This window comes from Lysobacter sp. SCRH-1R (assembly GCF_057747855.1).
In genome coordinates, this window is sequence record NZ_CM173227.1 from 2498566 (window position 1) to 2518063 (window position 19498).

A 19498-nucleotide genomic window follows, 5' to 3' on the forward strand; every position below is an offset into this window, starting at 1 on the left:
ATGCGAACACAGATCACGATGTCGCCCTACTACGGCACGCCGGATTTCTCGCGCCTGATGCGCGATGACGCGCCGCTGCCGCCGGTCGATACGGTGTCGGTCGCCGACCTGCTGCGCAATGCGTTCGTGTATCCGCCCTACTCGATCTACGAAGGCGTTCGCCTGGTCACGTTCGGGTTCTGCCCGCACGACGACATGCACACCGAACCCAAGTTCCGCTTCAAGTTCCGCAATGCGGGCGAAGTGCCCGAATACGCGGCGAGCGAACAGGACTGGGTGGCCGGCTACCACCGCCGCCTGTGCGACGCGATCCAGCGCAGCTGCGCCGGCATGCGTTCGCCGTGGCTGCTGCAGAGCGGCGGCAAGGATTCGACCACGCTCGCCATCGCCATCGCCGACGCGCGGCCCGACACCACCTGCATCACCTATCTCGGCGGACAGGAGGAAGACGAAGTCGAATCGGCCACGCACGTCGCGCGCACGCTCGGCCTGCGCCACGAAACGCTGCAATGCGATCCGGCGCGCGCGTACGACCGCTACCTCGACGTCGTGCATCGCATGCCGTTGCTGACCGCGGATTTCGCGCTGCTCTCGTGCATCGACCTGGGCACCGAGGTGGCGGCCAACGGCGGCGACGGCCTGATCGACGGGCTCGGTGCCGACAGCTATTTCGGCACGCCGATGAGCAAGCGGCAGGAAATGCTCAAGCGTCTCTCGCGCGATCTGCCCCTGCCCGGCCGGCTGTCCGAGCTGCCCGGCGTGGATAGGAGTTTCAAGCTCTGCTACCTGCTGAGCACGCTGCGCATGAACGAGATCGAGCGCGTGTTCCCGGGTTCGCGCTTCACCGACGACGAGGTGGACGCGCTGTTCGGCCAACCGGTCTCGCAGCAGTCGCGCCGTCGCCTGGAACTGTTCAAGGAAGAAATCGGCACCGCGACCAGCCTGTGGGAATGGCGCGACATGTCCACCTCCATCGCCGGCTCCGCGGGCGCGTTCGCCAAGGGCCTGTACGCGAGCGCGGCGCTGTCGCTGAAGGTCGCCTATCCCTTCTGCGACCTGACGTTGCGCGAATGGATCCATCGCGAAGTGCCGCGTTACCAGAAGGTCGATCCGACGACGAAGCTCAACAAGCTGCTGATCCGCGAGCACATCGCCACGCGCTTCGGCGAGTTGCCCTACGTCAGGGGCAAGGGCAGCTTCCGCTTCGACGTACGCGGCCTGGCGAAGGCGCGGTTCGACCGCGTGCGCGGGTTCGCGGTCGATTCGCCCGAACTTCCCGGCGCGGTCGCGTGGCTCGACCGCAACCGCCGCCGCCTCGACAACAAGTACCACGCCTCGAAGTTCTACCTGCTCGCGGTGGTGCTGCCGTGGCTGGCGTCGCGGCGGGAACGCGCCGTGCAGCCCGCCGACCGGACACGCGAACCCGCCTATGCCTGATCTGCAGCGGCGGCGCATCGCCGCATCCTTCGTCCTGTTGTCCGCGGCGCCGATCGTGTCGCGGGCGGCGTCTCCCATCGGCAGCGCCATCGTCGACGTGCGCCGTTTCGGCGCGCGCGGCAACGGCGTGGACAACGACACGCGCGCGTTCCAGGCGGCGATCGATTCGCTGCCGCAGCCGGGCGGAACCGTGCGGGTGCCGCCGGGCGATTACCTCATCGACCCCGTCGTCGGCGTGCAGCTGCGCAGCCGCATGCACCTGGCGATGTCGCCGGGCACGCGCCTGCTCGCCAGGCCGAACGCCGCCGAACGCGCGTACGTGCTCAACGCGCACCGCGTGAGCGACGTGACGATCTCCGGTGGCCGGGTGATCGGCGAACGTTCAAAGCACAAGGGCACGACCGGCGAATGGGGCCACGGCCTGATGATCCGCGCGTCGGAGCGCGTGACGGTGCGCGACGTGCACTTCTCGCACTGCTGGGGCGATGGCATTTCGATCGGCGGCGCCAAGGTCGCGGGTCGCTTCGTGCCGAGCCGCGACGTGACGATCGAGCGCGTCGTCTGCGCCGACAATCGCCGCCAGGGCCTGACCATCGGCCGCTCGCGGCGCGTGCGCGTGTACGACTCGGAATTCATCGACACCGGCGGCACGCTGCCCGGGGCGGGCATCGACGTGGAGCCGGACGAAGGCGACATCGCCGACGACATCGTGATCGCACGCTGCACGGTGCGCGGCAACCGCGGCGCGGGGATCCAGCTGTACAAGCGCGTGTCGGGTGCGACGGTGCGCGAGTGCCTGATCGAACACAACCGGGGCGCCGGCATCTTCACCCTGGCGGCGACCGATTGCCGCATCGAGGACAACCGCATCCGCCACAACGCCCTGGGCGGCGTCGCCGTGCGACCGGGCACGCGCGGGCTGATCGTGGCGCGCAACGAGTTCGCCGATAACGGGCCGTCGGGCACGAATGCCGACGGGAAGCGACGCCCGGGGAAGCGTCACGTGACGATCGGCGAACGGACGGATGGCATCCGGGTGGATGCGGATAACCGCTACCTCGACTGAGCCGCTACTCCGGGTGCGCTTCGCTTACCCGGGCTACCAAAGCGAAAGAAGCCCCTCTCCCGACGGGGTGATCCATTGCGCACACGCAGCGCCGTGCGCTTTCGCGAATGGATGAGCCCGCTGCGTCCAGGCGGCGGAGCGCTGGACCAGCGGACACATCGACACGGCCCACCAAACGCGTGAACCTCTGCAAGCAACAAAGCTCGCAGTGAAGAAGACTTCACGCCGAAACACCAGCCTCATCCACGACAAATCTGGCCGAGCCCGGTTCATTCTGCGCAACCGTGCCGATCAGGTCGTTTCGCAAAACGCAGTCATGAACTTGAATACGGAGGAATCTGAACGTCGCGGGTCGATTTGTTTGCCCGCGTGCACAAATAGTGAAGATTGGGGTTTCGATTCACGATTGTTCCGGTAGGGTGCACGGCAAGTCACGAAGATGATCGTGGCGTGATGACGTGAGCCGCGGGGGGCGCGCTGCACGTAACCAAGCCCCAATCGAGCCGGACTGCTCACCCCGGGGGCGTTCCTTACTACCGGAACCCTACTGTGAACGAAATCGAAGTGAAGGCGCCCGCGACCGCCGAACGTCGCGAATTCCTGCGCAAGACCCTGCTGCTTTCCATTCCGCCCATGCTCGGCATCGCCGGCATCGGCAAGGCGATCGCCGCTGGTGCGACCACCGCCAACACCTACACTCCGCCGACGCGCGCACGTGGCTCCGCCTCGGTGAACGTCCGCAACTTCGGCGCACGCGGCAACGGTTCGTACGACGATACCACCGCGTTCCAGAAGGCCATCGACTCCCTGCCCTCCACCGGCGGCACGGTCGTCGTCCCGGCGGGCAACTACGTGATCGATCCCAAGCGCAACGTGCGCCTGCGCAGCAGGATGCACCTGAAGCTGGAATCGGGCGCCGAACTGTGGGCCAAGAGCAACAACGCCGATCGCGCGTACGTGCTGATGGCGATGCAGGTCAGCGACGTGCTGATCTCCGGCGGCAAGATCCGCGGCGACCGTTACCGCCACCTCGGCAGCACCGGCGAGTGGGGCCACGGCATCATGATTCGCGGCTCCACCCGCGTGACCGTGCGCGACATGTACATCGCTGACTGCTGGGGCGACGGCATCTCGATCGGCGGTGCGGCGCAGGCCAGCGGCTCGGTCGTGCCGTGCAACGACGTCGTCATCTCCAACGTGGTGTGCACCAACAACCGCCGCCAGGGCCTGACGATCGGCTGCTCGCGCAACGTGCGCGTGTACGACAGCGAGTTCAGCAAGTCCAATGGCGCCGCGCCGCAGTGCGGCATCGACATCGAGCCGGACATCAACGACCTGCGCACGACCGAAACCGTGCACATCCAGAACTGCCTGATCCGCAACAACAAGGGCAACGGCATCCAGGTCTACAAGCGCGTGAAGGGCGTGACGATCAAGAGCAACACCGTCGAGTACAACGGCGGCTACGGCATCCTGACCATCGGCGCCAACTCGGGCTACATCGCCCTGAACCGCCTGAACCGCAACTACCTGTGCGGCGTGATGTTCTCCGCGTCGTCGACCGGCTACCAGGCCAGCAGCAACGTGTTCCGCAACAACTACACGCGGATCTTCGGCACGCACAGCACCAACTACCCGCTGGTGTCGATGACCGGCATCCTCGCGGGCCCGCCGCCGAAGGGCAACGACCCGCACATCCAGAAGTCGAGCACCTGCACCAACATCCGCGTCACGTCGAACCAGTACGCGAAGTAAGACCGCGGCGCGACCTCCGGAAGGAGCGATCGCCAAGGGATGAAGGCGAAGGCCGGCAGCGATGCCGGCCTTCGTTTTTGCGGAAATGCAAGACCGTATTGCGACGGCGTGACGACAATGGCATCGCGCCGTTCACGTCACGATGCGAACGTGAGCGGACCGTGCACGGGACGGAAAATCGGCATGGCTAGAATCGGGGCAACCCCGAACCGGACGCCTTGCCGAAGCATCGCACCAGGAAGGAGCGCTGCCCACGTGCACACAACCCGATGCGCATCGTCTTCTTCGCCAACACCGACTGGTATCTCTACAACTTCCGCCTTTCCACCGCAGCACACCTGCAGGCCCATGGCGCTGAAGTCGTCATGGTTTCGCCCGAGGGTCCGTTCGGCGAACGCTTCGCCCGACACGGCATCCGCTGGCTCACGCTGCCGATGGATCGCGCCAGCCTCAATCCGCTGCGCGAGGCGTTCACGATCAAGCATCTCGCGACGCTGCTGCGGCGCGAGCGCCCCGACCTCATCCACAATTTCACCGTGAAGTGCGCCGTGTACGGGGCGATGGCCGCGCGCCTGTCCGGCGTGCCGGCGGTGGTCAACGCCGTCGCCGGACTCGGCTACGTCTACGCGAGCAACGGCCTGAAGGCGCGCATGCTGCGTCCCGTCGTCAGCACGCTGATGCGCAGCACGCTGGGCAGCGGCAATTCGCGCGTGATCCTGCAGAATCCCGACGACGCCGACGCCCTCACCCGGCTGCGCCTGGTATCGCAGGATCGCATCCGCGTGATCCGCAGTTCGGGTGTGAACGTCGAGCGCTTCCAGCCCTGCACCGACCGCGCGACCGACGCGCCGCTGCGCGTGCTGCTCGCCGCGCGACTGTTGCGCGAGAAGGGCGTGGGCGAGTTCGTCGAAGCCGCGCGCATGTTGAAGGAACGCGGTCGCACCGTGGAATTCCTGCTCGCCGGAACGCCCGACCCGGGCAATCCGAGTTCGTTCCAGCGCGAGGAAGTCCAGGGCTGGCACGACGCCGGCCTCGTGCAGTGGCTCGGCCACGTCGACGACATGCCGGCGCTTATGGCCTCCGTCGACGTGATGACGCTGCCGAGCTACTACCGCGAAGGCGTGCCGCGCTGCCTGATCGAGGGCGCCGCGAGCGGCCTGTGCATCGTCACCACGGACCTTCCGGGATGCCGCGAGGTCGTCACCTCGCACGGCGAGGACGGATTGCAGGTGCCGCCGCGCGATGCGGCCTCGCTGGCCGCATTGATCATGCAGCTCGACGACGATCGCGCGCAGGTCCGGCGCCTCGGCGCGAAGGCGCGCGAGCGCGCGCTCGCGCATTTCGATGAGCGGCTGGTGATCGGCCGCACGCTGGAGGTGTATCAGGAGCTGCTGGCCTCGCCGCTTCCGGCGGCGCGCGCTCCGGCGCTCGGATGCGCGCGCGAATGAACGCCAGCGCCTGGCGGCCGGCGGCAACGGCGATCAGCCTGTTGTGGCTGGCGACGATGGCCGGCGCGGGCATGGTGTTCCTCGCGCAGGTACTGCTCGCGCGCAGGCTCGGGCCGGCGGAATTCGGACTGTTCGCCTCGTCGCTGGCGACGGTGACGGTGGTCGCGCCGCTCGCGGGCTTCGGACTCTCGCAGTTCCGCCTGCGCGTGTACGGCGCCGAGGGCTGGGCGGGCGATCGCTGGCTGCGGCCGTCGTTCCGCTTTTCCGCGTGGACCTGCGCGCTCGCGGTCGGTGGCGTCCTCGCGTGGGCGCTGTTCGGACCGGTGGTCGACGCCGACACGCGCGATACGCTGCTGCTGCTCACGCCGGTGATCGCCGGCTTGTTCGCGGTCGATCTGGTCGGCAGCAAGTTGCGCCTGGAAGAACGTCACGGCGCCCTCGCCGGCTGGCAGATGCTGATGTCCGCCGGGCGCCTCGCGGTCGCCGCGACGCTGATGGCGTTGCCGTTCGCGAACGCGCTGGGCGCCGCGCTCGGCTACGGCGTGGTCGCGCTGCTGGTCGCCGCGCTGGCGATCCCGCAACTCAACGCGATGTGGCACGGCCGCATGGAACTGCAGGGCCACGGGCCACGCCCGACCACGCTGGAGCCGTTGCAGACGCCAGGCGTCGCGCAGTTGTGGAACCAGGCCTGGGCGTACGGCGTCGCCGCGATCCTGTATCCGGTGTTCTTCCAGGTGAGCACGGTGCTGCTGAAATACCTCGGCAGCAACGCCGAAGCCGGCCATTACGGCGTCGCGCTCGGCGTGATGACGGCGATCTATCTCTTCCCCGCGACCGTCTATCACAAGTTCCTGCTGTCGAGACTGCATCGCTGGGCCGTGCACGATCGCCCGCGTTTCTGGCGCGTGTACCGCATCGGCAACCTGTCGATGCTCGGCGCGGGCGTGGTGGTCGGCCTGCTGCTCGCGCTGGCCGCGCCGTGGCTGGTGCCGCTCGCGTTCGGGCACGCGTTCGCCGACGTCGCCGCCCTGCTCGCGGTGCTCGCGCTGTGCGTGCCGGTGCGCTTCCTCTCCACCGCCGTGGAAGCCGCGCTGCTCACCGAAAGCCACATGCGCTATCGCGTGGTATCGATGCTGTTCGCCGCCGTCGTCGCGGTCTTGCTGAACTGGATCGCGATCCCGCGCTTCGGCGTGATGGGCGCGGCCTGGGCGACGGTCGCGTCGGAAATCGTGCTGCTCGTCGCACGCTGGCTGGGCGTGCGCGGCTTCATGCCGGAGCATTCCCGATGAATGGCGCGCCGTTCCGCGCGCGCGAGTCTGAACACAGGTTTGAAGCCCACCCGGGCTTCACTCCGCGTATACGCAAAACCCGACGGGAACGGTTTCCAATGCGGCTCATGAACGACGATTCGCGCACCTCCGATCCGTCCACGGCCGCACCGGCGCAGGCCGCCACTGCGCCGGTGTCCGTCGTCGTTCCGTGCTTCCGCTGCGGGGCGACGATCGGCGAGGCGGTCGCGTCCGTCCACGCGCAGACGCTGCGGCCGGCGCAGGTCCTGCTGGTCGACGACGCGAGTCCCGACGACACCGCCGATGCGCTGCATGCGGTCGCCGCGCGCTACGCGCCGGGCTGGATCGAAGTGGTCGTGCTGCCCAAGAACGGCGGTCCGTCGCGCGCGCGCAACGCCGGCTGGGAGCGCGCGACGCAGCCGTACGTCGCCTTCCTCGATGCGGACGACACCTGGGTACCGACCAAGCTGGAACTGCAGATGCGCGCGCTCACCGCCGATCCGGACATCGCGCTGATCGCGCATCGCATGCGCGTGCGCGATCGCGAACGCCCTGCTCCTCCCGCGCCGCACGCAGCGCGCACGCGCATCGTGCCGAGGCGTCGGCTGCTGTTCAACAACCCGTTCCCGACCGCCTCGGTGGTGCTGCGGCGCGACCTTCCGTTCCGTTTCGACGAGAACTACCGGCGTGTCGAGGATTTCCTGCTGTGGGGCCAGATCGGCTTCTCCGGCTATCGCTGCGCCAAGCTCGACCAGGTGCTCGCGTACTGGCACAAGGCGAACTACGGCGCGGGCGGCCTGAGCGAGGACCTGAAGGCGATGCATCGCGCCGGCCGTGAAGTGCGTCGCGAACTGCTGCGCCAGGGGCTGGTGAGCTATCCCGAACACTGCTTCGCGCGCGGGATCGGCATGGTGCGCAAGGCGCGGCAGCGCATGCTGCTGGCGCTGCGCCGCGCCACCGAGGGAGGCGCGACGCCGTGAACGCGATTCCCGAGTACGCCATGGGACAGCGGCGTTCGACCTACGTGCCGGCGGCGACCACGCTGAGCCTGTTGCTGCTGTTCGCCGTCGCGGCATTCGGGTGCTGGCTGGTGGGCACGCGCTCGCCGGACATCGGCACCGACACGCAGACCTACGCCGGCTTCTTCCAGGGCCTGAATTCCAGCGGCGTGGAAACGCGGCTGGAGCCCGGCTTCGTCTGGCTCACCTACGCACTGTGGAAACTCGGCGTCGGCGTCACCGGCTACCAGACCGCGCTGTTCGCCTTCATGCTCGGCACGATCGTGATCGCCACGCGCCGCTACCAGGATTACCTCGGCGAAACGCGGGGGTATCTCACCTTCCTCGGCGCGGCGCTGATGCTCCTGTACGTCTCGCCGATGTTCGTCAATGCGACGATCAACGCGGTGCGACAGGGCCTCGCCGCGCTGCTGGTGTTTTCCTCGCTGCTGTCGTTCCAGCGCAAGCGATGGGCAAGCTTCGTGCTGCTGGGCGCGCTGGCCAGCAGTTTGCACCTGTCCTCGCTGCTGTACCTGGTGTTCGCGCCGGTGCTGCTGTTCGGCACGAAGATGCAACGCCTGATCGCCGTGATCGCGTTCGCCGCGTACGTCAGCGGGATCTCGATGCAGGCGGTGCGGATGCTCGTGCCGTCGCTGTACGAGCTGGTGATGACCTACACCGCCACGCAGTACTACCGCGCCGGCGTGCGCATCGATTTCGCGGTGTTCTCGTTCTTCTGGTACTGCCTGCCCTACGTCCTCGGCCCGCTGGTGCGCGCGGAGTACCGCGACAGGATCAAGGAAAGCGCGGCGGTCTACCTGGTGATGACGCTGCCGTTCTTCGGCGTGGGCTGGGGCTACTTCTCCAACCGCTACCTGCTGCCCGCGTGGCTGAGCGTGTCGCTGATCCTCGCGGCGATGCTCGTGCACAGCCGCCTTGCGCCGCTGCGCAATCCGCTGCTGCTGCGTTTCGGCTTGCTGTTGTCGTGCGCGGTGTTCTATTACTACGTCACCAACGAGATCCTGATCTGAGGACACCCGCCCGGAAATGCAGTCCCTGCACTCGCTGCTCGTCGCCCTCACCTATCCTCCCGCCCTCACTGCCGCGCTGCTCGTCGCCGCGGCGCTGCTTGCGCTTACCCGCTGGCGCCGGCTCGCGTTGGCGACCGCCGTCCTGGCGATCGCGTGGTCCGGCCTGCTCGCGATCCCCAGCATCTCCGACTGGGTGCGCGGTCGCATCGAGCAGCAATATCCGCCGGTGGACGAAACCACGCTTCCGCAAGGCGATGCCATCGTCGTGCTCGGCGGTGCGTCGCACTTCTACTGGATGGAGCGCAAGAACGTCTCGCCGTACGAACTGGAGAACAGCCGCCTCGCCGCCGGCGCACGCGCGTGGCTCGCGGGAAAGGCGCCAGTGGTGGTGCTCTCCGGCGGCGGCGACAACGGCGGCAACGAGGCCGCGAGCGAAGCGCGCCTGATGGCGAACGCGATCCAGCGGCTCGGCGTACCGCAGGACGTGCTGCTGCTGGAAACCCGGAGCCGCAACACGCGCGACAACGCGCGTTACACCGCCGAACTTGCGCAGCAGCACGGCTTCGACCGCATCCTGCTGGTGACCTCGTCGCTGCACATGCCGCGCGCGGTGCTGGAGTTCGCGAAGGAGAACGTCCACGTCGTTCCCGTTCCCGTGCCCGAGAACGGCCATCGCGAAGGCTGGAGGCGCTGGGTTCCATCACGCCGCGCGTTATGGCGGAGTGGACGCGCCATCAAGGAAATGGGAGCGATGGTGATGGCGCGTATACGCAACTGAACGAACGTGACGCGCGTTCACGTCGGCATTCGCAACACTGAATGTAACTGCACCGCTCGCCGATCCGATCACGCCGCGTGCGCCGTGCGCGATTTAGGCTCGATGCGCGAACCAAAGGACATCGCATCGTTCACGGTGTTGTTGCAACTCAGGCGTTGCCTGCAGCTCCGTCGATCCACCAATCCGGCACGTCCAGCAGGGAAAGCGTGACGAAGGCATGCACGCATTGCCGCGCCATCAACTCGAGGGCCATGCATTGAAGACGCTCACTCTTGCCTGCTCGGTCGCCGTCGCGACCGTGCTTTCCGGGTGCACCGGCCAGCAGATGACGCGCGGGGACGTGCAGGACGCGCGCTTCGTCGGCGGCGAGGTGAAGATGGTTCCGATCACCTCCGATGTGGTGTCCGCGCCCGCGCCGAAGGCGGTGGTGCCGCAGGAACTGCTCGCCTACCAGGGCGAAACCTACAAGATCCAGCCCGGCGACACGCTCATCGTCACGGTCTGGGACCACCCCGAACTCACCACGCCGGCCGGCAACCAGCAGCAGGCGGTGACCAACGGACGCCTGGTGCAGCCCGACGGCACGTTCTACTTCCCGTATGCCGGCAAGCTCAACGTCACCGGCATGACCATCGAGGACCTGCGCAGCACGCTCACCAGCCGCCTGGCGAAGTACCTCACCAATCCGCAGCTGGACGTCAACGTGGTCGGTTTCGGCAGCCGCGTGGCGCTGCAGGGCGCGTTCGTGGACACCACGCCGCAGGAAGTCACCACCGTTCCGCTGACGCTGTCGCAGGCGATCGGCCGCGCGCGCATCGACGTGCCGCAGGCCGACCTGTCGGGCCTGGTGCTTACCCGCGACGGGCGCAACTACAACCTCGATCTCGACGCGCTCAACCGCGACGGCAACGTCGCGCAGGACATCTTCCTGCGCCCGGGCGATCGCCTGTACCTGCCGTTCAACGATCGCAAGGAGGTCTACGTGATCGGCGAGGTGATGCGCCCGCAGGCGCTGACCTTCAAGACCACCGACCTGACGCTGACGCAGGCGATCGGCCGCAGCGGCGGCCTCAACCCGATCACGTCCAAGGGCGAGGCGGTGTACGTGATCCGCGGCCTGGAGGACATGCCGCAGCCGGGGCAGTCGGCGCAGTCGATGCAGTCGATGCAGTCGGCGGCGACGGTGTACCACCTCGACGCGAAATCGCCCGTGGCCTTCGCGCTGGGCGACCGGTTCCGCCTGCAGCCAGGCGACGTGGTGTGGGTCGGCCCAGCCGGCATCACGCGCTGGAACCGCTTCCTGTCGCAGCTGCTGCCGTTGTCCTCGCTCGTGACGAACGCCGCTTCGGCGCAGTACGACATCGAGCGGTAAGCCCGGGAACGAGTGGGAGGAACGGGGAACGAGGGAGGAGCGCGCGCTCCTTCCTCGTTTCGCGTTTTTTGGGCCGGCGCGGATGTCGATTCGCCAATCCCCCGCTCGTCGGGGAAGATCGGGGCAGTCCGCCCCGCCTTTCCCGGAGCCGCCATGCTGCAGTTGTACGCCCACCCGTTCTCGTCGTATTCGCAGAAGGTCCTGACCGCGCTGTACGAGAACGGCACGCCGTTCGAGTGGAAACTGCTCGAATCCCCCGAAGCCTGGAAGGAACTCGCCGCGATCTGGCCGGTCAGGCGTTTCCCGGTGCTGGTGGAGGGCGACCGCATGGTCACCGAGGCCAGTTGCATCATCGAGTACCTGCACCTGCATCATCCCGGGCCGGTGAAGCTGCTTCCCGACGATGCCGACGAGGCGCTCGAAGTGCGGATGATGGACCGTTTCTTCGACCACTACATTTCCACGCCGCAGCAGAAGTTCGTGTACGACGCGCTGCGCCCGGAAGCCGACCGCGACCGGTACGGCGTGGAGGAAGCGCGCGCGATGCTGGAAACCGCCTACGCCTGGCTCGACGGCGTGATGCGCGATCGCGAATGGGCGGCCGGTGCGCGTTTCAGCCTTGCCGATTGTGGCGCCGGACCGTTCCTGTTCTACGCCGACTGGACGCACCGCATCGATGCGCGCTACGCCAACGTGCGCGCGTACCGGGCGCGATTGCTCGCGCGGCGCGCGTTCGCGCGCGCGGTGGACGAGGCGCGTCCGTACCGGCCCTACTTCCCGCTGGGCGCGCCGGATCGCGATTAGCGCTTCCGTTTGCCGCCATCTGACGGGATGATGCGCGCTGCTCGCCAGGGGAACGCGCATGCTGTTGATCGTCACCGCCTTGATCCTGCTGGCCGGTCCCGCGCTGATGGCGCTGGCCGGCTGGCGCGTATCGTCGTCGAAGCCCGCCGTCGCGGCGTCGTCGCGCTGGCGCTGGCGCTGGCGCACGGTCGCCGTATCGGCGCTGCTCTACACGCTGGCCTTCAACCTGACGTTCTTCGTGCAGGAGCTGTTCCTCGTGGTGCCCAAGGCGCTGACGCCGGGGCTGCAGCCCACGCTGTTCCACAACAACCACGGCTGGACCGGCGAGAACCCGCTGGCGAGCCTGTTCCAGGGCACCGGCGCGCTCGCGACCGCGCTCGTCGGCATCGCCTGCCTGATCGCGGTGCGCGCGGGCCGTCCGCGTGCGACCGCGTGGCGGTTGTTCGCGCTGTGGATGGCGTACTGCGGATTGCTGATGGCCCTGCCGCAGGTGGTGATCGGCGCGCTGAGCACCGGCAGCGACGTGGGCATGGCGATGGTGTACTTCGGTCTTTCGCCGGCGACGAAGACCGTCGCGGCGGTGCTCGCGTTGCTGGCGATCGTCGCCGTCGCGCTCGCGCTGCTGCGGCCGGCGCTCGAACTGGCGGACGATCCGGCGGCCGTCGCCACGCCAGGCGCGCGCACGCGCTTCGTCGCGCAGACGATCGCGTTGCCGATGCTGGTGGGCACCGCGCTGGTGATTCCCTTCCGCGTGCCGCGCGAGGCGCTGGAAGTCGTGCTGCTGCCGCTGCTGGTCGGCGTGCCGGGCGCGCTGTGGATGCTTGCCGGCGCATGGCGCGTGCGCGATGTGCGCGTGGGCGGAACGCGGCTCCGTGCGATCGCGGCGCCGCTGCTGTCGGCCGCCGCGCTGCTGCTGGTGTTCCAGCTGGTGCTGCGGCCGGGCATCGCGTTCTACTGAGGCGTCGTTCGCGCCTTCACGCGGGCGCGCGCATGCTGGCGCTCCCCGTCCGGGAGCGCGCGTCATGGCCGTCGATCCGATTCCGCCCGGTTACCAGCGCATCACGCCCGGCATCGTCGTCGGCGATGCGCGCGATGCGATCGCCTTCTACGAGAAGGCCTTCGGCGCGAAGGAAACGTACCGCCTGGAAGCCGGCGGCAAGGTCGCGCATGCGGAGATGCGCATCGGCGATGCGCGTTTCATGCTCTCGGACGAATTCCCCGAATGGGACGCGCTGGGTCCTGAATCGCGCGGTGGCACCACGGGCAGCCTGCTGGTCTACGTGGATGACGTGGACGCCGTGTTCGAGCGCGCGATCAAGGCCGGCGCGAGCGTGCTGCAGGCGGTGGAGAACCAGTTCTGGGGCGACCGCATGGGCACCGTGGTGGATCCGTTCGGGCACCGTTGGATGCTCGGCACGCACGTCGAGGATGTGGACGAGGACGAGATGCGGCGTCGTGGCGAGGAATGGGCGCGGCGGTGGAGCGGTAACGAGTGACGAAGACAGGCGTGCGAAACGAGGAGTGGGACACGAGTAAAGGCGCCGACTCGTTTCTCGTTCTTCTCCGCTCGCTCCTTCCGCTCGTAAAGGTCGCGTCGCCGGCCGCCCCGTCCGCCTTCTCGGGCCGCTTACGGCGATCTCCCGACACTGCATCCCTCCACACCCACGCGAGGATGCCATGGCCGTGCCCGATTACCCCCGTCCGCCGTTCAAGCCGCAGCAGCAGTCGTTTCCGGGCAAGACCGCGAGGATGGAGCCGGAACCCGATCACGGCGAGGAAAGCTACGTCGGCCACGGCCTGCTCAAGGGCAAGAAGGCGCTGATCACCGGCGGCGACAGCGGCATCGGCGCCGCGGTGGCGATCGCCTTCGCGCGCGAGGGCGCGGACGTTGCCATCGTGCACCTGCCCAGCGAGGAGCACGACGCGGGGCACGTGCTTGGACTGATCGAGAAGGCCGGCACGAAAGGCACGGCCTACGCGTGCGACATCAGCGACCCGGCGCAGGCCGAGGCGATGATCGAACAGGCCGCCGGGGCGCTGGGCGGCATCGACGTGCTCGTCAACAACGCCGCGTACCAGCGCTACTACCAGTCGCTGGAAGAGATTACGCTGGAGGAATGGACCAGACATTTCGACACGAACGTGCACGCGCCGTTCAACCTGGTGCGCCTCGCACTGCCGCACATGCGCGAGGGCGCATCGATCATCAACACCGCTTCCGTGCAGTCGAAAAAGCCTTCGCCGAACATCCTGCCGTACGCGTCCACCAAGGGCGCGCTGGCGAACATGACGCTGGGCCTGGCGGGCCTGCTCGCGGAGAAGAAGATCCGCGTCAACGCGGTGCTGCCGGGGCCGATCTGGACGCCGTTCATTCCCGCCGGCATGGACGAGGAGGAAGTGAAGCACTTCGGCGAATCGGTGCCGTTCAAGCGGCCGGGCCAGCCGGCGGAACTCGCGTCGGCCTACGTGATGCTGGCCGCCGATTCGGCCAGCTACACCTCCGGCGCGCTGCTGACCGTGGCCGGCGGGGCGCCGATGTTCTGACCGTTGCCGGCGCAGCGCGCGCGGGAGGCGCGCGATGAACGTCTTCTCGCCCGCCGGGCATTTCTCCAGCACGCCGTGGGTGCGCGAATGGGCGGACCTGATCGTGCCGCTCGGCGAAGCGGCGTTGATCCTCGCCGCCGCGTGGCTGCTGCGGCTGTCGCTGCGCAAGCTGCTCAACCGCGTGTGCACGCGCTACGAGTTGCCGCCGGAAATGACCATCGGCGCGCGACGCCTGGTCGGCACGGTGATCTATGTCGCGGCGACGCTGTTGATCCTGCAACGGCTGGGCGTCTCGGCCGGCGTGCTGTGGACGGCGCTGACCGGTTTCGCCGCGGTGGCGGCGGTGGCGTTCTTCGCGGCATGGAGCGTGCTGTCGAACATCTTCTGCACGTTCCTGATCCTCACCGCGCGCCCGTTCCGGTTGCACGACGTGATCGAGCTGCTGGAGAACGGCGAGAAGCCGGGGCTGAAGGGCCGCGTGGTGGACATCAACCTCATCTACACCACGCTGCAGGAAATCCGCGAGGACGCGCCGGATACGACGCTGCAGATTCCGAACAGCCAGTTTTTCCAGCGGTCGATCCGGCGATGGCGGGAGGCAGGGTGAGCTGTTGGCCCTTCTCCCTTCGGGAGAGGGATTGGGGTGAGGGCGCGACATGCGGCGCGGTGCCGAAATAGGGCGCGCATTGTTCCTGCACCAGTCGATACGGCGTCACTTCACCCCACCCCAACCCTCCCCTGCATCGCAGGGGAGGAAGTAGGCAAACGCGCTTATTCCTGCTGCGCTTGCTCGAACCGCTCGCGCAGCTTCACCGGTTCGACCTTCCGCGCTTCGCGCCTGCGGATCCACAGGTTGATCATCTCGACGAACACCGAGAAGGCCATCGCCGTGTAGATGTAGCCCTTGCTGATGTGCTGGCCGAAGCCGTCGGCGATCAGCACCAGGCCGATCATGATCAGGAAGCTCAGCGCAAGGATCTTTACCGTCGGATGGCGTTCGACGAAATCGCCGATCGGCTTGGCGAAGGCCAGCATGAAGACGATCGAGATCAGGATCGCGGCCACCATCACCCAGCGCTCGTCGACCATGCCCACGGCGGTGATGATCGAGTCCAGCGAGAAGACGATGTCCAGCACCATGATCTGTGCGATCACGCCCATGAAGCTGGCGCCGAGCGCGCCGCCGGGCGTGGCGTGCTGGCCGGCGCCTTCGAGTTTCTGGTGGATCTCGTGCGTGGCCTTGGCGATCAGGAACAGGCCGCCGCCGATCAGGATCAGGTCGCGCCACGAGAACTCATGGCCCCACACCGAGAACAGCGGCGCGGTGAGGCCGACGATCCACGCGATGGTCAGAAGCAGGCCCAGGCGCGTGATCGCGGCGAGCGCGATGCCGAGCCTGCGCGCCTTGTCGCGCTGGTGCGGCGGAAGTTTCCCGGAGAGGATGGAGATGAAGATGATGTTGTCGATGCCGAGCACGAGCTCGAGCGCCGTCAACGTGGCCAGGGCGATCCAGATTTCGGGATTCAGGAGGGTTTCCATCGGATACGTTCGGTTCGGTGGGCGGGGCCCACGACGCGAACGCATCCGCTGGATCGGCGGCTGGTCGGGTCACCGGACCAGTCCGCTGCGGACGCACCTTCGCCGTGGGTGTTACGGCGAAGGTCTTGCCCGCAGGCCGCGTGGCCTGCTGCTGCGCCGGGGACGATTCCCTTGCGGAACCTCCCGTAATGACGGCTACAGCACGATGGAGCTACTCCCCTTCCGGGCCGATCGTAGCAGGGGAACGGAGACACGAGCAACGAGGGAAGAGGAACGAGAAACGAGTGGAGCGCCTCGCTCTCGTTTCGCGCTCCTGTTCATGCGGCGACGAAACGGCGCCCTCGTTTCTCGTTCGTCTCCGCTCGTTCCCAGGCCGTCACGCCTGCCCGGCACTCAGCCGACGCAAGCGCAACTGATGCTCCGCGCGATCGGCGCGCGTCGGTTTGCGCACTTCCTCCCGCCATGGCAGGCGCACGACCCGCGCGCGTGGACGGGGCGACGGGGTCGCGCCCGGCACCTGGGAAGGAGTCGGCGGCTTGCGGGTGGCCATGGGGGAAGAACCTGTCGTTTCGGAGGCACAGGATCACGGCAGGGAGGTTAAGCCGTGGCGAAGCAATCATTCGCCGCGCCGTCACCGTGGCGGCGCGTGCGAATGACTTCATAACCGCCCGTCATGACCGTGCCATGACGTCGCTTCGCGCCGCGATATCGGCATGGCGATCGTGCAGTGCACGCCGGCTTCGGTGAGCTCGTAATGCGTGCGCGCGCCGAACTGGTACGGCAGCGCACGCTCGATCAGCTCGCGGCCCGCGCCGCCGCCGGGCGATGTCGCGCCGGTGGCGAAACTGACCACGCCGCTCTCGCGCCAGTCCACGTGGAGCCACGGGCGGCCGTCCTCCAGTTCCACGTGCCAGGCGATGCGCAGGCAGCCGCCGGGGTCCTTCAGCGCGCCGTACTTCACCGCGTTGGTGATCAGCTCGTGGATCGCCAGCGCCAGCGGCTGCACGCTGGAGGACCGCAACGACACGCCGTCCGGCCCGGACAGCTCGAAACGCGAGCCGTCCTGCGCATCCAGGTGCGCGGCCAGTTCCATGCGCAGCAGTTCGTCGAAGGTCACGCGCTGGCCCTCCTTCAGCCGCGACAGCAGGCCCTGCACGCGCGCCAGCGCGCCCAGCCGTTCGCTGAAGGCGGTGGAGAACTGGTCCATGTCCGTGCTCTCGCGCAGCGTGCGGTCGGCGATCGCGCGCACCACCGCGATGAGGTTGCGCGTGCGGTGCTGGAGTTCGGCCACCAGCACGCGCTGGGCTTCCTCGAACTCGCGCCGATGCGTCGTGTCGAGCATCGAACCGACCATGCGGACCGGCTTGCCCGCCACGTCGTAGAAGAAGCGCCCGCGCGCGTTGGCCCAGTGGACCGAACCGTCCGGGTGCAGGAAACGCACCTCGCGCGCGTATTCGCCGCCAGTGAGCATCGCCTGCCGCACCGCCGCCTCGGCGGATTCGCGGTCTTCCGGATGGACGCGGGCGATCCACGCCTCGTAGCTGGGCACGACCTCGCCCGGCGCATAGCCTTCGATGCGGTAGTGCTCGTCCGACCAGGCGACCTCGCCCGTCGCGAGGTTCCAGTCCCACGTCGCCAGCCGGCCCACCTCGATCGCGCTGCGCAGCCGGTCCTCGCTCTCGCGCAGGCGGAACTGCGCCTTCTTCAGCAGCGTGGCGTCCTGGGCGATGCCGCCGATGCGGTTGAGCCGGCACGCGGCGTCGCGCATCGGGAACTCGGTGCTCTGGATCCACAGCTCCTCGCGGCTCTCGCCGTGCAGGATGCGGAACTCGTGCTCCACGCGCTCGCCCTGCTGCACGCGCCTGACCGTGCTGCACACGGCATGGCGATCGTCCGGGTGCACCATCGCCAGCCACGCCTTGAAGCCGTGGCCGACCACGTCCTCGCAGCGGCGTCCGGAGGTGGTTTCGAACGCCGGGCTGACGTACTCCATCTCCAGCGTGTCGGCGTTGCGGATCCACAGGATGCTGGAGGCCGCCTGGCCGAACTGGCGGAAGCGTTCCTCGCTGTCGCGCAGCGCCTTCTCCGCGTCGCGATGCGGCTTGATGTCCTGGAACAGGATGCCGACCTGCTTCTGCTGCCCCTTCAGGCGGAAGACGCGGTAGCGGAAATGGCGCTGCGTGCGCGGCGAGGGACGTTCGAGCGTGCGTTCGCGGCCGGTACGCACCACTTCATCGACGACGGGCAGCCATTCCCGGCCAAAGTCCGGCGCGATTTCCGACACCCGCCGCCCGGCGATATCGCGCCCGACGTAACGCCGCGCCATCGGGTTTTCCTGCAGGAACAGCAGGTCGACCACGGTGCCCTGCTCGTCCGTCAGCGCCTCGCCGATGTAGAACGCCTCGCCCATGCTGTCGAACAGGTCGCGATAGCGGCGCTCGCTGTCGTGCAGCGCCTGCGCCGCGCGCACCATCCGCGCCTGCAGCAGCAGCGCGTGGCGCAGCAGCAGCGCGAGCATCACCAGCGTGCCGATCAGCCCGTACACGCGGCCGACGTAGAAGCCCAGCTGGTAACGGGCGCTGATCATCATGCCGCTGAGCGCGAGTTCGATCACCGCCGCCACCAGCGTCACGCACAGCCACAGGTCGAGCAGCCGGCGCAGCCGCGTGCGCCAGACCAGCAGCGCGATCGCGGCCAGGTGCACGGCCCACACCGTGCCGCCGATCCACGGCGTGGTGGGCGCGCGGTACCGGGTCTTCAGCAGCAGCTTCGGCAACTGGTCGTCCATCCACACCAGCGCGAGCGCGATGGTCGCGATGATCCCGACCGTGGCCGGGTATGCGATGCGGTGCAGCGGCTTTCCGACGTCGTCCTCGCGCGCCGGGCCCGCGAAGGCGTAGGCGATGACGAACAGCGGCATCGCGCCGTGCCAGAAGATCCACAGCCACGGCGCGGTCTCGGCGCCGCCGAGCAGGCTGCCGCTGACGAACGCGTCCGGAAAGCTCAGCCCGTGGAGCAGCGCGAACATCGCGCTCAGCAGATAGCCGCACGCGAGCCAGAGGAAGCCGCGCTGGTGCAGGTCGCGGTATTGCGCGTGCAGCATCACCGCGGCGATGGACGCCAGCACCATGACCGCCGCGTCGTAGGCGGGCACGAAGGTCGGCACCGCCGGCAGCGCGATGCGCGCGAACGGCGCGGTCGCCGCGAACGCCAGCAGCAGCACGCCGGCGACGCACGCAGCGCGGCGGCGGTCGCCGGCGTCGGCCAGCGCGACGCCGAGGAACCCCGAGGCTTCCGTGCCCCGCGTCGGGACGGGCTGGACGGTCACGGGAGCGCTCCGGGCGGGATCCGGACACCTTCCGCTCCTGTACCGTGGCGCTGCGTGAATGCGGTGTCCTCTCGCCGCATTAACTTTTGCTCGCGAACAATGCCCGGGC

Annotated in this window: 16 protein-coding genes; 14 read left to right on the forward strand and 2 right to left on the reverse strand. The window is 68.2% G+C overall.

What is annotated here, in order from left to right; translation table 11 throughout:
• The 14 genes from AC3ANK_RS11320 to AC3ANK_RS11385 all read left to right on the forward strand — a co-directional run bounded on the left by AC3ANK_RS11320 (window position 1) and on the right by AC3ANK_RS11385 (window position 15129).
• Window positions 1-1437 (forward strand): asparagine synthase-related protein, encoded by a 1437-nt coding sequence (locus AC3ANK_RS11320; RefSeq protein ID WP_484171199.1) that lies wholly within the window; start codon window positions 1-3, stop codon window positions 1435-1437.
• Window positions 1430-2503 carry a right-handed parallel beta-helix repeat-containing protein gene (locus AC3ANK_RS11325; RefSeq protein WP_484171200.1) on the forward strand — a complete coding sequence of 358 codons (1074 nt, stop codon included), beginning with the start codon at window positions 1430-1432 and terminating at the stop codon, window positions 2501-2503. Before AC3ANK_RS11320 ends, AC3ANK_RS11325 begins: the two co-directional genes overlap by 8 nt.
• A 549-nt stretch (window positions 2504-3052) precedes the next feature.
• A complete protein-coding gene (locus AC3ANK_RS11330; RefSeq protein ID WP_206860900.1) occupies window positions 3053-4258 on the forward strand; it encodes a right-handed parallel beta-helix repeat-containing protein in 1206 nt (401 codons plus the stop codon).
• A 269-nt stretch (window positions 4259-4527) separates the two neighbouring features.
• Window positions 4528-5706, forward strand: coding sequence for a glycosyltransferase family 4 protein (locus AC3ANK_RS11335; protein ID WP_484171201.1), 1179 nt, complete (start codon window positions 4528-4530; stop codon window positions 5704-5706).
• The gene (locus AC3ANK_RS11340; protein WP_484171202.1) at window positions 5703-6995 is read left to right on the forward strand and encodes a lipopolysaccharide biosynthesis protein; all 1293 of its coding nucleotides are present in this window, start codon (window positions 5703-5705) and stop codon (window positions 6993-6995) included. Before AC3ANK_RS11335 ends, AC3ANK_RS11340 begins: the two co-directional genes overlap by 4 nt.
• A gap of 107 nt (window positions 6996-7102) precedes the next feature.
• Window positions 7103-7975, forward strand: a complete 873-nt coding sequence (locus AC3ANK_RS11345; protein ID WP_206860903.1) for a glycosyltransferase family 2 protein — start codon at window positions 7103-7105, stop codon at window positions 7973-7975.
• The gene (locus AC3ANK_RS11350; RefSeq protein ID WP_206860904.1) at window positions 7972-9024 is read left to right on the forward strand and encodes an EpsG family protein; all 1053 of its coding nucleotides are present in this window, start codon (window positions 7972-7974) and stop codon (window positions 9022-9024) included. The genes AC3ANK_RS11345 and AC3ANK_RS11350 overlap by 4 nt, the downstream gene beginning before the upstream one ends.
• A gap of 16 nt (window positions 9025-9040) precedes the next feature.
• The gene (locus tag AC3ANK_RS11355) at window positions 9041-9802 is read left to right on the forward strand and encodes a YdcF family protein (RefSeq protein ID WP_484171203.1); all 762 of its coding nucleotides are present in this window, start codon (window positions 9041-9043) and stop codon (window positions 9800-9802) included.
• A 256-nt stretch (window positions 9803-10058) separates the two neighbouring features.
• Entirely contained in the window at window positions 10059-11174 is a 1116-nt protein-coding gene (locus AC3ANK_RS11360) for a polysaccharide biosynthesis/export family protein (RefSeq protein WP_484171204.1), read from the forward strand.
• A 153-nt stretch (window positions 11175-11327) separates the two neighbouring features.
• Window positions 11328-11978 carry a glutathione S-transferase family protein gene (locus AC3ANK_RS11365; RefSeq protein ID WP_484171205.1) on the forward strand — a complete coding sequence of 217 codons (651 nt, stop codon included), beginning with the start codon at window positions 11328-11330 and terminating at the stop codon, window positions 11976-11978.
• A 58-nt stretch (window positions 11979-12036) separates the two neighbouring features.
• Window positions 12037-12936: a hypothetical protein gene (locus tag AC3ANK_RS11370; RefSeq protein ID WP_484171206.1), complete on the forward strand. Its 900-nt coding sequence runs from the start codon at window positions 12037-12039 to the stop codon at window positions 12934-12936.
• Window positions 12937-13000: 64 nt separating this feature from the next.
• Window positions 13001-13474, forward strand: a complete 474-nt coding sequence (locus AC3ANK_RS11375; RefSeq protein ID WP_484171207.1) for a VOC family protein — start codon at window positions 13001-13003, stop codon at window positions 13472-13474.
• A 181-nt stretch (window positions 13475-13655) separates the two neighbouring features.
• Complete coding sequence (locus AC3ANK_RS11380) at window positions 13656-14522, forward strand: SDR family oxidoreductase (RefSeq protein ID WP_206860909.1); 867 nt, start codon at window positions 13656-13658, stop codon at window positions 14520-14522.
• A 34-nt stretch (window positions 14523-14556) separates the two neighbouring features.
• The gene (locus AC3ANK_RS11385) at window positions 14557-15129 is read left to right on the forward strand and encodes a mechanosensitive ion channel family protein (protein WP_206860910.1); all 573 of its coding nucleotides are present in this window, start codon (window positions 14557-14559) and stop codon (window positions 15127-15129) included.
• A 164-nt stretch (window positions 15130-15293) separates the two neighbouring features.
• On the opposite strand, the gene AC3ANK_RS11390 is transcribed toward AC3ANK_RS11385, so the two are convergent.
• Together AC3ANK_RS11390 and AC3ANK_RS11395 are read right to left on the reverse strand one after the other, a co-directional pair.
• Window positions 15294-16061, reverse strand: coding sequence for a TerC family protein (locus AC3ANK_RS11390; protein WP_206860911.1), 768 nt, complete (start codon window positions 16059-16061; stop codon window positions 15294-15296).
• A gap of 658 nt (window positions 16062-16719) precedes the next feature.
• Window positions 16720-19389, reverse strand: a complete 2670-nt coding sequence (locus AC3ANK_RS11395) for a PAS domain-containing protein (RefSeq protein ID WP_484171208.1) — start codon at window positions 19387-19389, stop codon at window positions 16720-16722.
• Between the last annotated feature and the right edge of the window lie 109 nt (window positions 19390-19498).